This window comes from Thalassobacillus pellis, assembly GCF_016908295.1.
Taxonomy (GTDB): Bacteria; Bacillota; Bacilli; order Bacillales; family Halobacillaceae; genus Thalassobacillus; species Thalassobacillus pellis.
In genome coordinates, this window is sequence record NZ_JAFBDO010000005.1 from 49,882 (window position 1) to 68,581 (window position 18,700).

Consider the following 18,700-nt stretch of genomic DNA (forward strand, 5'->3'; position numbering starts at 1 on the left):
AGAGAAACCACGTGTTTTCTACGAGCTTTTTTTGTGCGTACCGGGGATTGAATACCACTCGCTTTCCGAGGGCGAACACCCGAGACCCTCGTGAACCCCCACACTGCAGGGGCTCGGATCGCCTGTTTTTCCGCAGGGTGGGGGATAAAGAAAGAGGCTGTCCCAAAAGGTGGAAAGGGAATCGCTTCCCATTCCAATTTTCCGGTATCAACTATACAGAAAAGGCTGCCCCGATTCGTCAATTAATGACTTAGGGGCAGCCTCATCCTCTGGATTCGTCTTTAGTTGTTAGCAGCAGCTGAATCAGCAGAGTGTGTTACCGAGATACCATGTCCGTCGGCCTTGAGGAGTTCGATTTCATACCCTGTCTGGAATTGGCCGGTCAATTTTTGTTTTATCCGTTTTCCTTTTCCGGAAGGGGTGAAGCATAGCAGGATCGGGCCAGCACCGCTGATGGCTGCGCCATAAACTGGCAGTTCATCGATTAAAGCGAGCAGCCTCTCCCACTCTGGTATTACAGAAGCCCTGTAAGGCTGATGGAATAAATCTTCGGTCATCATTTTACCTGCGAGCTCCCAGTTATTTTGTATTAATGCTGCAACCAGCACATTACTTATACTACTGGCTTCCACTGCTTCTGGATAAGAGAATTGTCCAGGAAGCAGATCTCGTGACTCATCGGTTTTTAACTCATTTGGCGGAATAACAGCCAGAATATCGACCTCAGGGACACCGCCTGTGACAATGTAAGTAGAATGTTCCTGATGACAGCCGATGATAAGCCCGCCATATATAGAAGCAGACACATTATCCGGGTGACCTTCATATAAGCTTGCCAGTCTGGCTTTTTCCTTATTAGTCAGCATCAGATTCAGCAGCTGGTTGGCGAGCTCTATCCCTGCAACGATCGCAGAGGCACTGCTGCCAAAGCCTTTGGACATCGGAAAGTCACTGTAAACGTGCACTAGTTTCGGAGGAAGCTCTTTTCCATAAACATCTGCAACCTTGGCAGCTGTCTTATAAATAAGGTTTTCGGTTCCAGAGGGCAGACCTGACAAATTGTCACTTTTTGTATGGAATAGCCACTCATCGTTATCATATACCTTTAAGGTCAAATAACGGTTGATTGCTAAACCGACAGAATCAAAGCCTGGGCCAAGGTTAGCTGTGCTGGCCGGAACGGTTATGGTGAACATTCCACTCGCTTTCATTGCGGGACACGCCCTAAAATATGGTCAAAAACAGTCTCTTCCTCATTAGGGAGTACTTTCGGCTTAATGGTTGAGTTGTCAATTGCGCAATCCGGATCCTTCAGTCCATTACCTGTCAGTACAGCAACCACTCGGGAACCTTTTTTGATTTTTCCCAGTTCTAAGTCTTTTCGGATACCTGCGATGGAAGCACAGGAGGCTGGTTCGGCAAAGACACCTTCTGTCTTAGCCAGCAGCTGGTAGGCAGAGAGTATCTCTTCATCTGTAACGGAATCAATCTTCCCGTTTGATTCACTCGCCGCCGAGATGGCTTTGTCCCAGCTTGCCGGATTACCGATCCGGATAGCTGTGGCCAGTGTTTCTGGATGCTCGATGACTTGATTACGTACGATGGCTGCAGCCCCTTCAGCTTCAAATCCATGCATTTCAGGCAGACCGGTGTTTTTTTGTTCATGATACTCTTTGAAACCTTTCCAGTAGGCTGTAATGTTTCCGGCATTGCCGACCGGGATGGCAAGTACATCCGGCGCCTTACCGAGTTGATCACAGACTTCGAATGCAGCAGTCTTCTGGCCTTCAATCCGGTAAGGGTTTACCGAATTAACCAGGGTGATCGGGGATTGTTCACTCAGATTCCGTACCATTTGCAGGGCATTGTCAAAGTTACCTTTGATCGCATATATTTCAGCTCCGTGCATAACTGCCTGAGCCAGTTTTCCCATCGCTATTTTTCCGTCGGGAATGACAATGATGCAGCGCATGTTTGCTCGCGTAGCATAAGCGGCTGCCGCAGCAGAAGTGTTTCCGGTAGAAGCACACATTACAGCCTCACTGCCCTCTTCCTTTGCTTTTGCAACAGCCATTACCATTCCACGATCCTTGAAAGACCCGGTCGGGTTCAGTCCTTCGTATTTTACATAAAGTTCGATTCCTAACTCTTCTGATAGGTTATCGAGCGGGATAAGAGGGGTATTTCCTTCCCACAAAGACAGTTTAGGTGTTTCCTCTGTCACTGGTAAATAATCTTTATAATGTTGTAACAGACCTCGCCAGACCATTACTATTCATCTCCTTCGACCCGGTAGCTGCTTTTGATTTCGGAAACGACATCCAGACCTTGCAGCTGCTCGAGGATCATTTGATAGTTTCGCTTAGATACAGTATGAGTGGTCATCACGATATCTGCAAAACCTTTTTCTTCTGACGGCTCCTGCAGAATTTTTTCCAGACTCACTTCATACTTGGCGAATAGGGAGGTCAAGGCTGAAAAGGTACCTGACTGATCCTCTGCCTTGATTCGTAAAAAGTATTTAGCTTCTATTTCATCATCGGTTTTCAGATTCTTTTTGTATTGAGGAATAACGGCACTGTTACCATTAACCCCAAGTCGTATATTTTTGACAACTTCTACCAGATCCGATACAACTGCAGTCGCCGTTGGCAGTTTACCAGCCCCTGGTCCATAAAACATCGTCTCCCCAACAGCTTCTCCATACACGTAGACGGCGTTAAACTCTTCGTTCACAGCTGAGAGCGGGTGATTATCCGGGAACAAAGCCGGCTGGACACTGACTTCGACTTTATTTACGGTACGCGAGGCGATACCGATTAATTTCATCGTATACCCGAGCTGCTTGCTATATTCCAGATCTTCTCTGGAAACAGAAGAGATCCCTTCGATTGCCACATCTTCCAGTTCGATATGCATGGAAAAGCCGAGCGTTCCCAAAATGGCAATTTTTCGGGCTGCATCAATTCCTTCAACATCGGCGGTCGGATCCGCTTCTGCATACCCTAAACTCTGAGCTTCCTTCAGGACTTCTTCATAGTCTGCGCCTTCCTGTGTCATTTTGGTCAGAATATAGTTAGTTGTACCATTTAATATACCCATCATTTTGGTGATGCGGTCTGAAGAAAGCCCTTCTACAAGGCTCCGAAGGATTGGAATTCCACCGGCTACACTGGCTTCGTAAAATAGATCACAACGGTTTTGGGAAGCTGTTTCTAATAGTTCGCTCCCATAGACTGCCATCAAATCTTTATTGGCGGTTACAACGTGTTTTTTATTCTTGAGTGCCTGGACAATATAGTCGCGGGCAGTTTCAACTCCGCCGATCACTTCAATAATGATATCCAGTTCTGGATCGTTCAGGACATCGTTGGCATCCGTAGTCATGGTAACTCCATCCAGGGGAATGTCGCGTTTTTTCTCTGGGTTATTTACAAGGACTTTCTTTACCTTTACGTCACACCCTACTTGATGCTTCAGCTTATCCTGATGCTCTTCTATAATATGGACGACACCGCTTCCTACCGTGCCTAATCCGAGCAATCCTACTGAAATGGTTTGTGTCATGTCCATCGCCCTCTCTTTGTATATTCAGAAAATACACTCGTTTACGTATAAAGGACATTATAGTAATGGGGAGATTTTTTTACAACCCTTTTGTTTAAATCTTTTGAAAAAACATTCGTTCCGTGGAATATAATCCCAGTTTAGACAACTAGGTTTAAGAACTGTTCGATTATGGGAATCTAATCAGTAGTCAGTGGAAAAGAAAGGATGGAATAATATGATCCGGACGATTTTAATGATCATCGGTGCGATTGTAGTAATTGGTGCAATCCTATCTATGTTATAAATCAAAATTTTGATCTGAAAACGACATCTTCTTTAGGAAGTGTCCTCGGCTTGTGGAGAACCCCTTGGTTTTCCGCAAGTTTTTTTTGTTTAAAGATTCACTTAGTCAAGCGATCTTCTTGACCAGGAAGGCTTGAGGCCGTGCCCGCGGGAAGCGAAGTGCTTGGAAAAAGCAGTGCCAAAACTTATTTATCGGAAAACTCCCGAACTGATTTCAATGAAATTTGTTCGGGTTTTTCTTTTCCACGGAGTTTTCCAAGCCCTAAAAAAGCAGGTGTTTACACTTTGAAAAAAGATAAGGGTTTTTTCACCAGATGATAGGGAAGTTCCCCGATTACGGAAAATCCGACCGCTCACTATAATTAAATTATCAAGAGTTACGGAAGAAGGGGAATTCAAATGGCAGAAACTGCTCTAAGAAAACCAGTAAAAGTTGCGCATTCCTATAATGGCGCATTCGCATCCAAATTTGCAAAGTCAATGTTTACTACAGTCACCTTGCTCGTCATCCTTTCCTTTATTGGAACGAGAATGTTCACACACGTGGACTTGAATCTATATGGTTACATGGTCGGAACGTTCGTGTTCCTTGGCGGCTTTTTTTACCGCTTCATCGCCTGGGGAGAACGCCCGCCGACAAAGATCATCATTACAAAGGGAATCAAACTGATGTTTCGGAAATCAACGCCGAAAACGTCCGTAGAACACCTGGCCACCTACAAATTCATCTGGAATAGGGGAATTTACCGATGGACTCAGCATGTGATGCTGGGGTGGGGCTGCATCCTTTCCTGTCTTGTCACTTTCCCGCTTGTGTTCGGCTGGATGTACTTCACGATGGATGAAGGAGGATACTACACCGTTGTCGCAATGGGAGTAAACGTTATGACAGTAGATGCAGATGGAATCATCGCTTTCTTTTTCTATAATGCGTTGAACTTCACCGCCATCATGGTGATTATCGGAGTATGTATGGCATTGTATCGCCGGCTGAAAAACATGCAGGCACGGGCAGAGCAAAAATTCATGTACGACTTCCTGCCGCTTTACTTACTACTGTTCATCAGTATTACCGGTCTGATTCTGACCTTCATGAACGTATTTCTTCACGGAGCAGGTCATTACGCCATGTCCATGATCCACCAATATTCTGTGGTAGTAACTTTAATTTACCTGCCATTTGGCAAGCTTGCCCATATCCCATTCCGCCCGCTCAGTGTTTTCGCAAGGAACTACCGGGAGCATTATGGAGAACAATCCATGAAGAAATGTAAAGTATGCGGCGACGAATTCGTATCAACAGAACAATCGCAAGACGTAATCAATGTACTGGGAACGAACGAAATGGATTTTACAATGGAAAAAGACGGCTTCAACCTTGCGGAACTATGCCTGCCATGCCGGAGGAAATACCGCATTGCCAGATTCTCAGGGTTCGCAACCCATGAGGTGAAAACCAAGGAGGCAAATCAGAATGCAAAGGGATAAATTCTTCCGTGAAATAGAAAACGTCAGGCACCCAAATGAAAAGCTGATTAAAACGCACTGCAGCTATTGTGGTATGCAATGCGGAATGAACCTGCGGGTGAATACGATGACGAATAAAATCATTGGTGTCGAGCCGCGCTATGATTGGCCGGTGACCGTCGGAAAAATGTGTCCGAAAGGGGTTACTGCTTACCAGCAGACCAACCACAAGGACAGAATACTTCGCCCGCTTATCAGGGATGATGCTTCCTTGAAAGGAACAAAAGAAGGCTTCCGTGAAGCAAGCTGGGAAGAAGCTTACGATTTGATCGCGAAGAAGTTCACGGAGATGCAGGCCACTTATGGAAAAGATACACTGTCTGTTTTCAGCGGAGTATCGATGACAAACGAAAAGTGTTATTTGACAGGGAAATTCGCAAGGGTAGCCCTTGGAACGAGGTATATCGATTATAATGGCCGTTTCTGTATGTCAAGTGCTGCTGGAGGGTTCCTGCGCTCCTTCGGCGTCGACCGTGGTTCCACACTTCCATGGACGGATATTCATGAAACAGACTGCCTGTTCATTGCTGGAAGTAATACTGCGGAGTGTCACCCGACATCCATGTTCCGTGTCTGGCATGTACAGGAGCGCGGAGGCTACATCATCGTCGTCGACCCGCGTGAAACGCCAGTAGCAAGACGAGCTGACTTGCACCTTGACCTGAAGCCTGGTACTGACCTTGCTCTTGCTAACGGCATCCTGCACTTATTGATTGAAAATGGTTATGCCGATGAAAATTTCATCCATGAACATACCAATGGATTTGAGGAAACAAAAGAGCTTGTGAAAGAATTTACGCCTGAATATACGAGTCTATTAACAGGAGTTGCCCCGGAGAAAATCATCAAGGCAGCTGAAATTTACGGAAAAGCACCGAATGCTGTCGTCATGTTTGCACGCGGAATCGAACAGCAGCATAAAGGTGTAGATAATGTTTCTGCCTATACAAACATGGCTCTAGTAACAGGAAAAATTGGAAGACCGAAATCAGGAGTGGCAACATTCACAGGACAGGGTAATGGCCAGGGAGGCCGCGAACACGGTCAGAAATCCGACTTACTGCCAGGCTATCGTAAACTTACGAACCCAAAACATGTCGAAGAAGTCAGCAAAGTGTGGGGGATTAAGCCAGAAGAGATGCCGAAGCCAGGTGTATCCGCTTATGAGATGTTTGAGCTGATGAATGACAAGACGATTCGAGGGTTATATCTACTCTGCTCGAATCCAGCCGTTTCCGCCCCTAACCTAAATGTAGTCAGAAAAGCATTGAAATCCCTTGATTTCATGGTTTGTGCCGACTTTTACCTTTCAGAATCTGCCGAATTCGCAGATGTGATCTTGCCATCCGTCACCTGGTCAGAAGATGAAGGAACAGTGACGAACCTGGAAGGGCGGATCATTAAAATCAATAAAGCACAGGAGCCGATCGGAGAATCGAAGCCAGACTGGCAAATGCAAGTAGAGCTGGCTGAACGATTGGGAAGAGGAAAATACTTTTCTCATCTACAGACAGCAAAAGATGTTGCCGACGAGTTCCGCTTCGCATCAAAAGGAGGTTATGCCGACTACTATGGTGCCACATGGGATAAAATCGACAAGCAAGACGGCGTATTCTGGCCATGTAAAGATGAAAATGACAAAGGCACACCGCACATGTTCCTGGATAAAAAATTCTATCACCCTGATGGGAAAGCTAAAATCTGTGCTCTGCCTTACCGGCCACCGGCAGAAGAACCTTGTAAGGAATATCCGCTTCGTCTGACAACTGGGCGAGTAGTCTATCATTACTTGTCTGGTAACCAGACTAGAAGAATTCAATTTTTAAAAGATATGTGTCCCGAGCCTTATGTGGAAGTACATCCGGAAACAGCAGCCAAGTATGAAATGGTCCATGATGAGCGAGTGCGATTGTATACACGACGGGGCGAAAGCATATATAAAGTGAAGATAACGGAAGCAATCCGCAAAGATACCGTATTTGTCCCTTACCACTTTGGCCATGAAGCATCTATCAACCTGCTGACAATTGCAGCTCTTGATCCGATGTCACGGATGCCGGAATTTAAAGCATGTGCTGCGCAAATGCAAAAACTAGAACCTAAGAAGGTGCTATAAATGAAGAAGAGATTATACATCGAACTTGAAAATTGTATTGGATGCCGTTCCTGTCTTGCCGCCTGTACTCAGTGCGGCGGGCATGAACAACGAAACAGGAACTACGTCTATGATGTTAATCCTCATGTCAGCCGTCAGACTATGCCCCTCATGTGCCTGCACTGTGAAAACCCGGCATGTGCCAGAAGCTGCCCAGCCCAGGCTATCCAGATCCATGAAACAGGTGCTGTTCTTTCGGCACTGGTAGAAAAATGTATCGGATGCCAGAACTGTACAATTGCTTGTCCATACGGTATTCCTAAGTTTGATGAAGAAGAGAACCTAATGTATAAATGTGACCTTTGTATCGACCGTACAAAAGATGGCATACCGCCGATGTGTGCCAGTGTATGCCCTTCGAATACCCTCCAATGGTTGACTGAAGAAGAAATCGAAAGAAAACAGCAGCAGTATGACCTGGATAATGGTAAATGGGTGACTAGTATGCCGTACTTAGAAGGCGCCACTAACGTCAAAGTCAATCTCCCTGGTATTTTACAAGGGACGGAGAAACTCTTTTAAGGAGGATTTATCATGAATGATCGGAACAATAAAATCCCATTCGATGAAGATAACTACACCCATAATATTAACAGGAACAACGAACGGCTGCTGGACCGGAGAGGGTTCATGAAAACACTGGCAGGAGCTGCCGGAGTTTTCGCAGTGTCCACTCTCCCATGGGGAGCTGTCGCTGCAAAGGAACTGCTTGGGCTCGGTGATAAAGAATATCCTCATCAGAAAATAGCGGATGTAAAAGACATCGCGGTAGGAGATTCCGTCAAGTTCCATTTTCCAAGCGAACATGACAGCGCGATTCTGATTCGTCTCAGTGAGAATAAATATGTCGCATATCAGAATGCATGCACACACTTGAGATGTCCCGTCTACTGGGTTAAAGAAGAGAAAGAAATGATTTGTCCATGCCACCATGGGAAGTTTGATGCCAGCACCGGAGTGCCTACTGCCGGTCCGCCAAGACGACCACTTCCGGGGATTGAAGTGAAAGTAGAAGGCGGGGCAATTTTTGCAGTAAGGGTGAAGCGTTATGAAGCGTAGTTATCTAGGAGTGCTCGCACTCAGTGCTGTTTTGATGTTAAACATCGTATTTACACAAATGGTTGTCCACCAGTATTATTATGAAAACTATGCGATTACAATTCTATATGCCTGCGTAAACATTTTATTGTTTCCGATCGCAATCTTAATTTATAAGAAAGAAAAAAACAGGGGAGGCGGCAATGGTTATGAAAAATGAAACATATCTCGACTTTTGTTTCATCCGGTCACTGGCAGGTGGTCTTGCTGCCGAAGTAGAAAAGATGTTTACGGATTTGTTCAAGAACCAGCGTCTGAACTGGTATTTGGATTACAAAGTCCAGGATGGTGCAGAAATCGTTGTCGCTGAAGTGAAAGGAATGAGCAGCTGGAAGTCAGAAGAAGCAGTCATTGACCATCTGGAGACCAATGCAGATGATTCCTTCTGGAAAGTGCTGCAAGGTTACCAGTTCCATGTTTATCCGGCAAAGGGGTGCAGTACTTGTGGAACGCGTTAGACAAGAGGATTTGAATCGGTATATTGCAGAGTCTGTAAAAGTGTGTATCCATGGTGGACAGGGAGAAGATATGGCACCGTGGCTTGATAAGCGTATCAAGCGCGTGGGCCTTTGTCCCGATCAGACCCACCTCCGCATTTTTTTTGATGACCATTATTTCTTTGCCGTTCCGCTATCAAGTGAGGTCAGCCAAACGGAACAGGAATGGTCTGCTTATGATCGTTATGCAGGTTTATATTATGTAGTGAGAAACAAGGAGGAGTAAAAACCATGGTAAAACAGCTTCAACTACCGTTGCAGACAATGAACCTGATGGTTGGATTCATGGTCTGGGTGCTGATTTCATCTCTTTTGCCATTCATCACGGAGGATATTGCCATAGCCCCGGATCAAATCGCCTGGGTAACTGCCATCCCGGTTATTCTCGGGTCATTGCTCCGTATCCCAATGGGGTATCTGGCTAATCTTCTCGGTGCGAGGCTGATTTTCATAAGCAGCTTCATTCTATTGATGTTCCCCGTATATTACATCAGTATCGCTGATAGTTTTAATGATTTGTTGATTGGCGGTCTGTTCCTCGGAATTGGCGGGGCAGTGTTTTCCGTAGGAGTCACCTCCTTGCCGAAATATTATGGTAAAGAGCGTCACGGGTTCATCAACGGAATTTATGGGGCAGGGAATATTGGTACAGCAATCACTGCTTTCTCCGCTCCGGTAGTCGCAGGTGTTCTTGGCTGGTCTGTAACGGTACAGTTATACATGGTTCTGCTTGGTGTTTTCATCATCGCAAACTTTTTCCTTGGTGATAGGCGTGAAGTGAAAGTAAAAGCTCCGTTGATCGGTCAAATCAAAGGAGTCTATAAAAATGAAAAACTATGGCTTTTCTGTTTATTCTATTTCATTACATTCGGTTCATTTGTAGCGTTCACTGTCTATCTTCCTAACTTCCTGGTCGCGAACTTTGGACTGGAAAAAATAGACGCAGGATTAAGAACTGCAGGCTTCATCGCCCTTGCTACATTCATGCGCCCAGTAGGTGGATGGCTTGCTGACAGGTTCCACGCGCTGATTCTGCTGATGTTCGTATTTGGTGGATTTACGTTTGCTGCAATGCTTTTGTCCTTTGCTCCATCCCTTGAATGGTATCGAGTAGGGTGTTTAGCGATTGCCGTAGGATCTGGAATAGGCAATGGTGTTATTTTTAAATTGGTCCCAATGTATTTCCAGAAGCAGGCAGGTATCGCCAATGGTATCGTTGCAGCGATGGGTGGATTGGGAGGCTTTTTCCCACCGTTGATTCTGGCAGCATTGTTCCAATTGACCGGACATTACGCAATCGGCTTTATGGCGTTATCTCAAATCGCTCTTGCCAGTTTCGTAATTGTTATCTGGATGTATTATCAGGATAAACTTACATTGTCCCATCAGGTCATGGAAACCACACCGCTTGGTATGATGGTGACAGATACTAATGGGAAAATCATTGCCGTGAATCCTGCTTTCACAAAGCTGACTGGTTACAGTGCGGAAGAATCAATCGGAAAAAGTGCCAATATCCTGAAATCAGGCAAACAGAAGGAGTCATTTTATAAAGAAATGTGGAGTGCTTTAGAAAAGCAAGGATACTGGCAGGGACAGATTTGGAATAAACGGAAGGATTGCAGCCAGTATTTAGAATGGCTGACTATCAATGCAATCAAAGACGATTCCGGTGAAGTGATTCAATATGCTGGCGTGTTCAGTGACGTAACAGAGGCTAAGAAAAGAGAATTCAGCTGATTTTATATTGGAGGAGGATGGAAAATGGAGCTTAACGCTGCGAATCATGCGTGCTCGTATATCATTCAGTCGCAGGAAGATGAAATCAAAAGGATAGCGCTTGAGCTCCATGAAGGTATCAACCAGAACCTTTATAGCCTCTATACAGGTCTTGGCTATCTCGAATCAGGCATCAAAGAACCTCACATGAAAAGCTATGCCAAAGAAATGGCTTCCCTGATGGAGCGGACTATCCAGGAGGTACGTTTGTTATCAGTAGGACTTTACCCGAATACCATAACAACACTTGGGTTAGAAGCTGCGATAAAAAGCTATGCAAAGCTGTTTACAGATACTTTTGGAGTGCTGATTGCTATCAAGTCAAGTGGCAGGGAGCGGACCATGGCCGAACAGCGAAGTATGACAGTTTTCCGCGTATGTCAGGAAGCCTTGATCAACATTGCCAAATACGCGGATGCCTCTTCTGCTGAAATACAGTTTACATGGAAAGAAAAATCGTTGAAAATAGAAATTAAAGATGCTGGAAAAGGCTTTAATTTGGAGAGTGGGATAGAGCGTTTCACTGGCATAGCTGCTATGAAAGAAAGAATGCTGATTGCAGGCGGCCAGTTCTATATCTCTTCAGAAGAAGGGAAAGGGACGACTGTTACCATTACTCTGCCAATTTAGGAGGGGATAGCAGTTGATTAAAGTTTTATTAGTCGACGACCACGCTGTAGTAAGAATGGGTCTGAAAATGTTATTGAATTCCCTTGAAGATATGGAAGTAATCGGGGAGGCATCAGAAGGCAATGAGGGAATCGAGAAAGCGCTGGCGGAAAAGCCCGATGCCATTTTGATGGACCTCAGTATGCCGCATGGTATGGATGGGTTGTCAGCGACCCTGGAACTGAAGAAGCAGCTGCCAGAAACAGCCATTCTTATCCTGACTATGCATGATGATGAAGAATATCTATTCCGTGCCATCCAGGCTGGGGCCTCCGGGTGTGTTTTGAAAAGCGCTCCGCATGATGAGCTGGTAAGTGCGATTCGCTCTGTCTACAACGGGAATGCTTATTTGCACCCATCCGCTACGAAGCGATTGATGGAGGAGTATCTGGGTAACCTGAAGCAGGACGGCTCAGACACCTATCAATTGTTATCGGAACGGGAAAAGGAAGTTTTGACCCTGATTGCCAAAGGTTATTCCAATAAGGAGATTGGAGAGAAGCTGGTCATCAGTGTCAAAACAGTGGAAACGCATAAAAGCAATTTGATGGAAAAGCTCCAAATGAAAACGAGGCCAGAGCTGGTGGATTTTGCTTTGAAAAAAGGTTTGCTTGGCTATGGCATTCAATAAAGACGAAGCAAACAGGCAAGCTTTGATACTCGATGACCTGACTATACTGGAAAAAGCACTAGCATGTGATTTTGTCGGTGTTGCCCTTCAGAAACAAAAAGGTTTGGAAATCACCTGGCCATTTGTACGAGGTAATCGTAATGAAAAGTATAAATATATTTCCATCCGGTATGGTAAGGGGATTGCCGGAAAGGTTATTGCTACCGGAAGCCCGATGGAAATCAATTTATTTCCCGTGAATATCTCTGGAAAATCAACGGATTATCCGATTATGCTGGCGGAACAATTGAATTCTGCCTATGCCTTGCCACTCTACTGGAACGGGATTCCAAAAGGGGCGCTGTTAATAGCATCCAGAACAGGGCATTTTTTTACGGAGGATGAAAAGAGATCGGCAGACCATATCAAGAGGCAAATAGAATCGCATCTGCCTGAATATTTTAACCAGGGCGAGGAGGGGTAGCCATTGAGTGTCCGAAACTATAATAACCATCATTCAACAGTCAGGACTTTAGATGAAGCTACTTTTGTGGTGAATGGGGAAGGATTCATCCAATCGGCTAATGAAGCAGCAAAGGAGCTTTTTGACATCAATGAAAAGCCTGCTCTTCATATTCAAAATATATTGCCTGATATTGACTTATCCGTGCTGGAACAAGGAACAGTTGTCCAGCATTTTGGCGTTGGAGAAGCAGAGCGGACCTTTCCTGTTTTTTTACGTAAAAATACCTTTGAATTACACGGAAAACAGTATGACCTTCTAACTGTAAATCGGAATAACGCTACCAGTTCCATTTCCGGATTAGACCCTCAGCAAGTCATGAATGAACTGCTGGATATGAAATTTGCATTGGATGAGTCGACAATTTTAGCCATTACAGATCAACGGGGAAAAATAAAATATGTAAATGATAAATTCTGTGACATTTCCAAGTATTCAAAAGACGAACTGATTGGTCAGGATCACCGTATTATCAATTCCGGTTATCACGACAAAGCATTTATGCGTCATTTATGGCGTACGATCGCTAATGGCAAAGTATGGCGCGGAGAGATAAAGAACAAGGCAAAAGACGGGACTTATTATTGGGTGGACACCACCATCGTTCCGTTTTTAGATAATAAAGGAAGGCCGTATCAGTACTTGGCGATACGGAAGGAGATCACTGAGTTTAAGCGTGTCGTTGATGAATTGGAACAATCGATGCAGGAACTTGTCGATCTGAAATTTGCTCTGGATGAATCTTCGATAGTGGCGATTACGGATAACCGTGGGGTCATTACCTATGTCAATGACCGGTTTTGCCAGGTGTCCAAATACACAAAAGAAGAGTTGATTGGCAGAGATCATTCTCTCATCAACTCCGGTTATCATCCAAAATCATTTTTCAAAGATCTGTGGCGGACAATCGGCAGCGGTAAAGTATGGAAAGGAGAAATCAAAAACAAAGCAAAAGACGGTACATATTATTGGGTTGATACTACGATTGTGCCATTTTTGAATGATAATGGAAAACCATACCAGTATTTAGCGATTAGGTCAGAGATTACGCAACGTAAGCGTGTGGAAGCGGAGTTACAACAGACAATGACTCGAATTATCGATGTGCAGGAAGAAGAAAGAAAGCGCCTGTCCCGCGATTTGCATGATGGTATTGGCCAGAACCTGTACAGCCACTTAATCACAATCAGCCGTCTAAGTTCGGAAGTAACTCATCCGCTCATTGACCAGCTTCGAGACGAAGCTACTGCGCTGATTGAAGAGGTTCGGGAAATTTCATGGGAGCTCAGGCCATCTGTATTAGACGATTTAGGTCTGTTGCCAGCTATCCGCTCGTTCTTAAACCGTTATTCAGAGCATTATGATATTGATGTCTACTTTGAGTGTGTACTAGGGCACAGGCTTCGTGATCAGGTGGAAATCACGATTTATCGTATAATTCAGGAAGCATTGACGAATATTCGTAAGTATGCCCGGGTCAATGAGGCTTCTGTTACCATCCGTGAGTTAGATGATGGCATCCGGGTCATGATCCAGGATAAAGGCGAAGGGTTTGACATGCAAAGTCTTCCAACCGGCGTAGGTCTTGTCAGCATGGAGGAAAGAGCTAAATCTGTCGGGGGGAATTTGGAAATTCACTCTCAGCCGGGCGAAGGAACAAAGATCATCTTAGAAATACCGAATTAAAGAACCGTCTGAGGCTGGATAAAGGTCTGGGCTATAAGTAAATCAATGGTATCAGAAACGAACGTTTAAAATTGAATAGTATTTACGCATAGTATTAGCGTAGTCCAAATACGCAGTCTCCAGCGGGAGCAGCACGAGTCGAAAATCCACTTGGTCAAGCGACCTTCATGACCAAGAAGGCTTTAGGCCGTGCCTGCGGAAAGCGAAGTGTTTGGACGGAGCGTTGGTCTGGCATACATATAATCCGAACTGATTTTTAACAAAATCGTTCGGATTATTTTATGTATTAAGAATTATAAATTTTTGCAAAGAAGTTTTTCGACGTAGGGAAAATTTTAAAGTTTCAAGTATTGGAAGAACTAACGCAATCCGCAGCGAAGCCCCGTTTCTTCCATGATGGTATATCTCTTCGTTTATCTGCATTGATTATTATAAAGGAAAAACTAACATAACCTTTTGATAAAATATTCCAAAAATAAATGAAAATAATGGTAAGATAAGGTTGAATCACCCGTCACATAAGTGTATTATTACACCAATAGGAACATAAGTTATTTAAAGCGAGGGGGATTAGTATGGGGGAGCCCGGTAACAGGAAGAAGCTGGTTAGGGATGAAATGCGTAAAATGCTCCAAGAAGAATTCATAACTAAAAATGACTATGACTATTTCATGGCTGCCTATCAGGATTACTATTTACATCACGAAATTCAGCCAAACCCAGAACCTGGAGAAATTAAGCAACAGCTTCCTGAAGCACCTGCCAAAGAGGAGGCACTTAAGAAAAAGCCTAAAAAGGAGAAGAAAGTTCGGACTCCAGAGCAGATTCGGGAAAGGAATATCACCTGGTCTCTAATTCTTGGTGTATCGTTGCTGTTGATCAGCGGGCTTGTCATTGCTACGAGCAACTGGGACCAGATGAGTGATGAGGTGAAGACAGGTTCCATAGCTTTTGTTGCTTTATTTTTCTTTGTCTTAAGTGGAATTGGCAGTAAGGTGCTTAAGATTGACAAAACGGCTTTCGCATTTTTGACACTTGGCAGTCTATTGCTGCCGATCACTGTTATTGCTATTGGTTTTTTTGAGTTGTGGGGTCCCTACCTCTCTTTAAAAGGAGAAGGAAAATACATATTGGGTTTACTCGGTACGCTGCTCCCGCTTCCGTTATATGTGTGGAATGCCTATAAACATCAGTCGCGTCTCTTTGTTTGGGTTTCCTACCTATTTTTGTCCGGAACAGTAAGCTTTGGGTTGGCTGCTTTTGATATCTCCATCGATCTGTTCTTTTTATTAATGATGGGTTTCAATGCTGCTTTACTTTACAGCTTTTATAAATTACGAGACAAAAAAGTATTTATTTTATTCACTAAGGAACTTCCTGCCTATGCTCAACTTAATTTGATTATTTCAACGTTGCTGCTGCTGTTTTTTTATGACAACGGTATGTTTTATAGCTTCAATCTCTTACTGACGGCGGCAATCTATATTGCCATGGTATTTGTCTATGATACGAAAGAGTATCAATTTGTATTTTCGTCCCTGTTTGCCTATGGGGCCTACCAGCTTGTGGAAAATACTATGCTTGAGAATGTTGATTTTGTTGTCTATGCCATCGTGGGTTTTCTTTACCTGGGGTTTGCAATGGCATCACAAAAAGAAGCGAGTATTGCGAGAATGTTCCGTTACACGAGTGGAGCAGTGTCGGTCCTCGTATTCATTTATATTAGTTATGAAGGAATAATGCTCCGGGCGGAAAACAGCAGTACATTGCTTTTGCTTGGTTACATTATAATCACCGCTAATTATATCGCGCTTGCCTATCTGACCCGGCATCAAATTTTTCGGTATCTCGCTTCTGTCTTCTTATTTGTAACTGGCTTCCAGACATGGGATGTTATCAATCAGATACTTCATTTGGGAAGCCCGGCCATTTACATGTTTCTTTATGGATCAGCAGTATTGCTTCTGCTTGGGATCTTTACTGAAAATAAATACCTGCTCCCGATAAAAACAGCGTGTTTTTATACAGCAGTTACTGTAATCGGATTTTGCGTATTATACAGTTACGCCTCCAGCAGTTTTTTAAAGCTCGCATTTATGCTTGCTGTCAGCAGTGGGCTAGCCTATATCATTTATAAAACAAGGCCGAATTTAAGGCGGTATGCTTCCTGGGTAAATGGATTAAGCATGGCGGCAGCACTTTTGTCCCTTGGCCCTGAATTGTTTGAGCGTTTCCCTGGCTATTCTCAGGCTTTTCATTGGCCGGCTCACCTTGGAATGACGGGTCTGATTGTACTGGCTGGAAGTGCGGGATGGGAAAGGGTTAAGGAAACAGGACTGGCGCACGCTGCTTTCTACTCCGGACAGGTGACCTATATGCTAGGCTTGTGTGCTCTTGCCAGTCTATTTCCAATAGATGGATATATCGTTAGGCCGATGATGTTGTTGATTGGAATAGCTTTGTCAGTATGGCTGGTGCATAGGGCAGGACAGTCTATCTTATGGGTGATTGTCCCTGTACTCACTTTTCTGTTCTATTTTTCCATGATTATTCCGTTAAGGTTAGATAGCTTCCCGGGAGTAATTACATTTCTAATGGGTTCACCTGTCTTACTCCTTGCGGTCGAGCGAATGGACGGCCGTAATAAGCGGGCATGGAAGCCTTACTTTTTCTGGTTTGCACACGTAATTACATTTCTTTTGACAGCGGTCATTCTATTAGATCAAACGTTTGTTCAACGAATTAATCCTCTGCTGTTGCTAGTGCCTGTGCTCCTGTTTATGTATAGCGCTGTCATCAGGCTTAGGGAATGGCAGAAAAAAGCATTTGTCTATGCAGCCATGACAATGATACCTTTGCTGATTGTAACGAATGCCGCTTATTTCCATCTGTTTCCTTCCGTTCCGGATACCTATTTCTGGTTTATTTCAAGTTTGGTTATGGCAGTCATATGGTTAGTCGCTCAGGAAGAATGGCAAGGAAGAATGATCGAATATTTGATTGTGTTTTCCAATGTCGGATTATATGCCATGATTATAGAACGTGGCTCTTTTCCAGCACTGGAAATTATACCGATCATTGCTTATATTTTGTTAAACCTGTACTTCCTCCATTACAGAAAATGGACATGGGGAGCCATACTGCCTTTATTTGCGTCTATTCTTGCATGGGAGCAGGAGAGGTTTGTATGGAATGATTACTTTTTAATATCAGTCAGTATCGCAAGCTATCTTGTGCTCACCTTGATCGGAAGGGAATTTTATAAGCAGTTTTACAGGCATGAAAAAGGAGACCACCATTTAGACTGGTACTCTGTTGTCGCATTGCTTTATATTTTTTACACGGGGACGTACATTGATTTGCAAGAGTCCGTCTGGTTACAGATTATCCCGTTTTTTATGCTTGCACTATGGCTTCTCGTTCAAGTGGAACGTTTTCCGAGGAAGGTGGTCCAGAAATCGATTCAGACAATGGCGCTCCTTAGTTTACTGCCTCCATATTATCTACTCGCAGACAGTTATGAGATGTGGATTCCTGGTCTGTTATCTGCAGAAGTAAGAGCGCTTCCAATACTTGGACTTTCCGTCCTGCTGAGCACTCGTACGTGGAGTAACTACCAAAAAATCATGGCTTACGTACAGCTTGCCGTTTTACTTTTTGTCACAGCCTATTTGGTGATTGATGCTATACAAAGCCACACGCTTTACGATGCGATTATAGTTGGAGTTTTGTCGTTGTTTTCCATAGTCGCGGGGATGCATTACCGGGTAAAAGCTTACTTTTTTGTAGGTATCGGGGTTCTGATATTCAATGTGATGTACCAGACCAAACCATACTGGGGAAATATGCCCTGGTGGGGTTACCTTCTGTTTGCGGGCTTCACATTAATAGGAATAGCCAGCTATAACGAGTGGCAAAAACAGCGGAACAAGCAAGGTAAAACAGGAGTGCTTGAACAGAAATTAAAGCAATTGGTGCTTTCCTTTAAGAATTGGGATTAATTCTTGGCCAGCCCTCTTGTTGATAAACACATGACGGCTGGCCAGGATTAATCTCTGCCGACTTTTCTTCCTCTCATCATCTTTTCAAAAGGTTTCATTTTCGCGCTCGTTTGCAGTTTAATGCGCGGTTTGTGACGATGGAATTCTTGTGATTGCTCGACCACGATTCCCGTTTGCTTGCCTTCAGGGTCACTAATGATGCTTTCGATTTCTCCGTCAAAATGTGGGGTTGTTTCCACATGCACATTTCTATCTTCTGGCATAAGATCAATTCCTTTTTTATTTTTAACATGTGGAATTCAG

17 protein-coding genes are annotated in these 18,700 nt (G+C 44.2%); 13 read left to right on the forward strand and 4 right to left on the reverse strand.

Translation table 11 applies throughout. From position 1 onward, the window contains the following. Positions 1-281: 281 nt before the first annotated feature. Genes thrB through JOC33_RS15205 form a run of 3 tightly spaced genes read right to left on the reverse strand, consistent with a single transcriptional unit; the run spans position 282 to position 3,567 of the window. A complete protein-coding gene (thrB, locus tag JOC33_RS15195) occupies positions 282-1,211 on the reverse strand; it encodes a homoserine kinase (RefSeq protein ID WP_205093403.1) in 930 nt (309 codons plus the stop codon). Continuing rightward, positions 1,208-2,269, reverse strand: a complete 1,062-nt coding sequence (thrC, locus tag JOC33_RS15200) for a threonine synthase (RefSeq protein WP_205093404.1) — start codon at positions 2,267-2,269, stop codon at positions 1,208-1,210. The genes thrB and thrC overlap by 4 nt, the downstream gene beginning before the upstream one ends. A gap of 2 nt (positions 2,270-2,271) precedes the next feature. Beyond that, on the reverse strand, positions 2,272-3,567 hold the full coding sequence (locus JOC33_RS15205; protein WP_205093405.1) for a homoserine dehydrogenase: 1,296 nt from the start codon (positions 3,565-3,567) through the stop codon (positions 2,272-2,274). 684 nt (positions 3,568-4,251) lie between these two features. Between JOC33_RS15205 and JOC33_RS15210 the strand changes: the two genes are divergently transcribed. The 13 genes from JOC33_RS15210 (at position 4,252) to JOC33_RS15270 (ending at position 18,397) form a co-directional block, all read left to right on the forward strand. Further along, the gene (locus JOC33_RS15210; protein ID WP_205093406.1) at positions 4,252-5,340 is read left to right on the forward strand and encodes a hypothetical protein; all 1,089 of its coding nucleotides are present in this window, start codon (positions 4,252-4,254) and stop codon (positions 5,338-5,340) included. Further along, the gene (locus JOC33_RS15215) at positions 5,327-7,495 is read left to right on the forward strand and encodes a molybdopterin oxidoreductase family protein (protein ID WP_205093407.1); all 2,169 of its coding nucleotides are present in this window, start codon (positions 5,327-5,329) and stop codon (positions 7,493-7,495) included. Before JOC33_RS15210 ends, JOC33_RS15215 begins: the two co-directional genes overlap by 14 nt. After that, positions 7,496-8,056, forward strand: coding sequence for a 4Fe-4S dicluster domain-containing protein (locus JOC33_RS15220; protein WP_205093408.1), 561 nt, complete (start codon positions 7,496-7,498; stop codon positions 8,054-8,056). It abuts the gene before it with no gap. A gap of 12 nt (positions 8,057-8,068) precedes the next feature. Further along, entirely contained in the window at positions 8,069-8,593 is a 525-nt protein-coding gene (locus JOC33_RS15225) for a Rieske (2Fe-2S) protein (protein ID WP_205093409.1), read from the forward strand. Further along, entirely contained in the window at positions 8,583-8,792 is a 210-nt protein-coding gene (locus tag JOC33_RS15230; RefSeq protein ID WP_205093410.1) for a hypothetical protein, read from the forward strand. The genes JOC33_RS15225 and JOC33_RS15230 overlap by 11 nt, the downstream gene beginning before the upstream one ends. Then, positions 8,782-9,090 carry a hypothetical protein gene (locus JOC33_RS15235; protein WP_205093411.1) on the forward strand — a complete coding sequence of 103 codons (309 nt, stop codon included), beginning with the start codon at positions 8,782-8,784 and terminating at the stop codon, positions 9,088-9,090. The genes JOC33_RS15230 and JOC33_RS15235 overlap by 11 nt, the downstream gene beginning before the upstream one ends. Then, entirely contained in the window at positions 9,077-9,355 is a 279-nt protein-coding gene (locus JOC33_RS15240; RefSeq protein WP_205093412.1) for a hypothetical protein, read from the forward strand. Before JOC33_RS15235 ends, JOC33_RS15240 begins: the two co-directional genes overlap by 14 nt. Positions 9,356-9,360: 5 nt before the next feature. Continuing rightward, positions 9,361-10,869 carry a nitrate/nitrite transporter gene (locus JOC33_RS15245; RefSeq protein ID WP_205093413.1) on the forward strand — a complete coding sequence of 503 codons (1,509 nt, stop codon included), beginning with the start codon at positions 9,361-9,363 and terminating at the stop codon, positions 10,867-10,869. Between the two features lie 24 nt (positions 10,870-10,893). After that, complete coding sequence (locus JOC33_RS15250) at positions 10,894-11,538, forward strand: sensor histidine kinase (RefSeq protein WP_205093414.1); 645 nt, start codon at positions 10,894-10,896, stop codon at positions 11,536-11,538. Positions 11,539-11,551: 13 nt separating this feature from the next. Continuing rightward, positions 11,552-12,208, forward strand: a complete 657-nt coding sequence (locus tag JOC33_RS15255) for a response regulator (protein ID WP_275577002.1) — start codon at positions 11,552-11,554, stop codon at positions 12,206-12,208. After that, a complete protein-coding gene (locus tag JOC33_RS15260) occupies positions 12,195-12,671 on the forward strand; it encodes a GAF domain-containing protein (RefSeq protein ID WP_205093415.1) in 477 nt (158 codons plus the stop codon). Before JOC33_RS15255 ends, JOC33_RS15260 begins: the two co-directional genes overlap by 14 nt. 3 nt (positions 12,672-12,674) lie before the next feature. Next, on the forward strand, positions 12,675-14,396 hold the full coding sequence (locus JOC33_RS15265) for a PAS domain-containing sensor histidine kinase (RefSeq protein WP_239534238.1): 1,722 nt from the start codon (positions 12,675-12,677) through the stop codon (positions 14,394-14,396). Between the two features lie 575 nt (positions 14,397-14,971). After that, on the forward strand, positions 14,972-18,397 hold the full coding sequence (locus JOC33_RS15270) for a hypothetical protein (protein WP_205093416.1): 3,426 nt from the start codon (positions 14,972-14,974) through the stop codon (positions 18,395-18,397). Positions 18,398-18,444: 47 nt separating this feature from the next. Here JOC33_RS15270 and JOC33_RS15275 read toward each other — a convergent pair whose 3' ends face one another. Then, positions 18,445-18,660 carry a hypothetical protein gene (locus JOC33_RS15275; protein ID WP_205093417.1) on the reverse strand — a complete coding sequence of 72 codons (216 nt, stop codon included), beginning with the start codon at positions 18,658-18,660 and terminating at the stop codon, positions 18,445-18,447. Positions 18,661-18,700 lie beyond the last annotated feature (40 nt).

Coding starts and splice junctions, on each gene's coding strand:
- JOC33_RS15225 (WP_205093409.1), top strand. CDS start 8,069: ATGAATGATCGGAACAATAAAATCCCATTCGATGAAGATAACTACACC.
- JOC33_RS15250 (WP_205093414.1), top strand. CDS start 10,894: ATGGAGCTTAACGCTGCGAATCATGCGTGCTCGTATATCATTCAGTCG.
- JOC33_RS15205 (WP_205093405.1), bottom strand. CDS start 3,567: ATGACACAAACCATTTCAGTAGGATTGCTCGGATTAGGCACGGTAGGA.
- JOC33_RS15230 (WP_205093410.1), top strand. CDS start 8,583: ATGAAGCGTAGTTATCTAGGAGTGCTCGCACTCAGTGCTGTTTTGATG.
- JOC33_RS15270 (WP_205093416.1), top strand. CDS start 14,972: ATGGGGGAGCCCGGTAACAGGAAGAAGCTGGTTAGGGATGAAATGCGT.
- thrC (WP_205093404.1), bottom strand. CDS start 2,269: ATGGTCTGGCGAGGTCTGTTACAACATTATAAAGATTATTTACCAGTG.
- JOC33_RS15260 (WP_205093415.1), top strand. CDS start 12,195: ATGGCATTCAATAAAGACGAAGCAAACAGGCAAGCTTTGATACTCGAT.
- JOC33_RS15220 (WP_205093408.1), top strand. CDS start 7,496: ATGAAGAAGAGATTATACATCGAACTTGAAAATTGTATTGGATGCCGT.
- JOC33_RS15275 (WP_205093417.1), bottom strand. CDS start 18,660: ATGCCAGAAGATAGAAATGTGCATGTGGAAACAACCCCACATTTTGAC.
- JOC33_RS15210 (WP_205093406.1), top strand. CDS start 4,252: ATGGCAGAAACTGCTCTAAGAAAACCAGTAAAAGTTGCGCATTCCTAT.
- JOC33_RS15245 (WP_205093413.1), top strand. CDS start 9,361: ATGGTAAAACAGCTTCAACTACCGTTGCAGACAATGAACCTGATGGTT.
- thrB (WP_205093403.1), bottom strand. CDS start 1,211: ATGAAAGCGAGTGGAATGTTCACCATAACCGTTCCGGCCAGCACAGCT.
- JOC33_RS15235 (WP_205093411.1), top strand. CDS start 8,782: ATGAAAAATGAAACATATCTCGACTTTTGTTTCATCCGGTCACTGGCA.
- JOC33_RS15215 (WP_205093407.1), top strand. CDS start 5,327: ATGCAAAGGGATAAATTCTTCCGTGAAATAGAAAACGTCAGGCACCCA.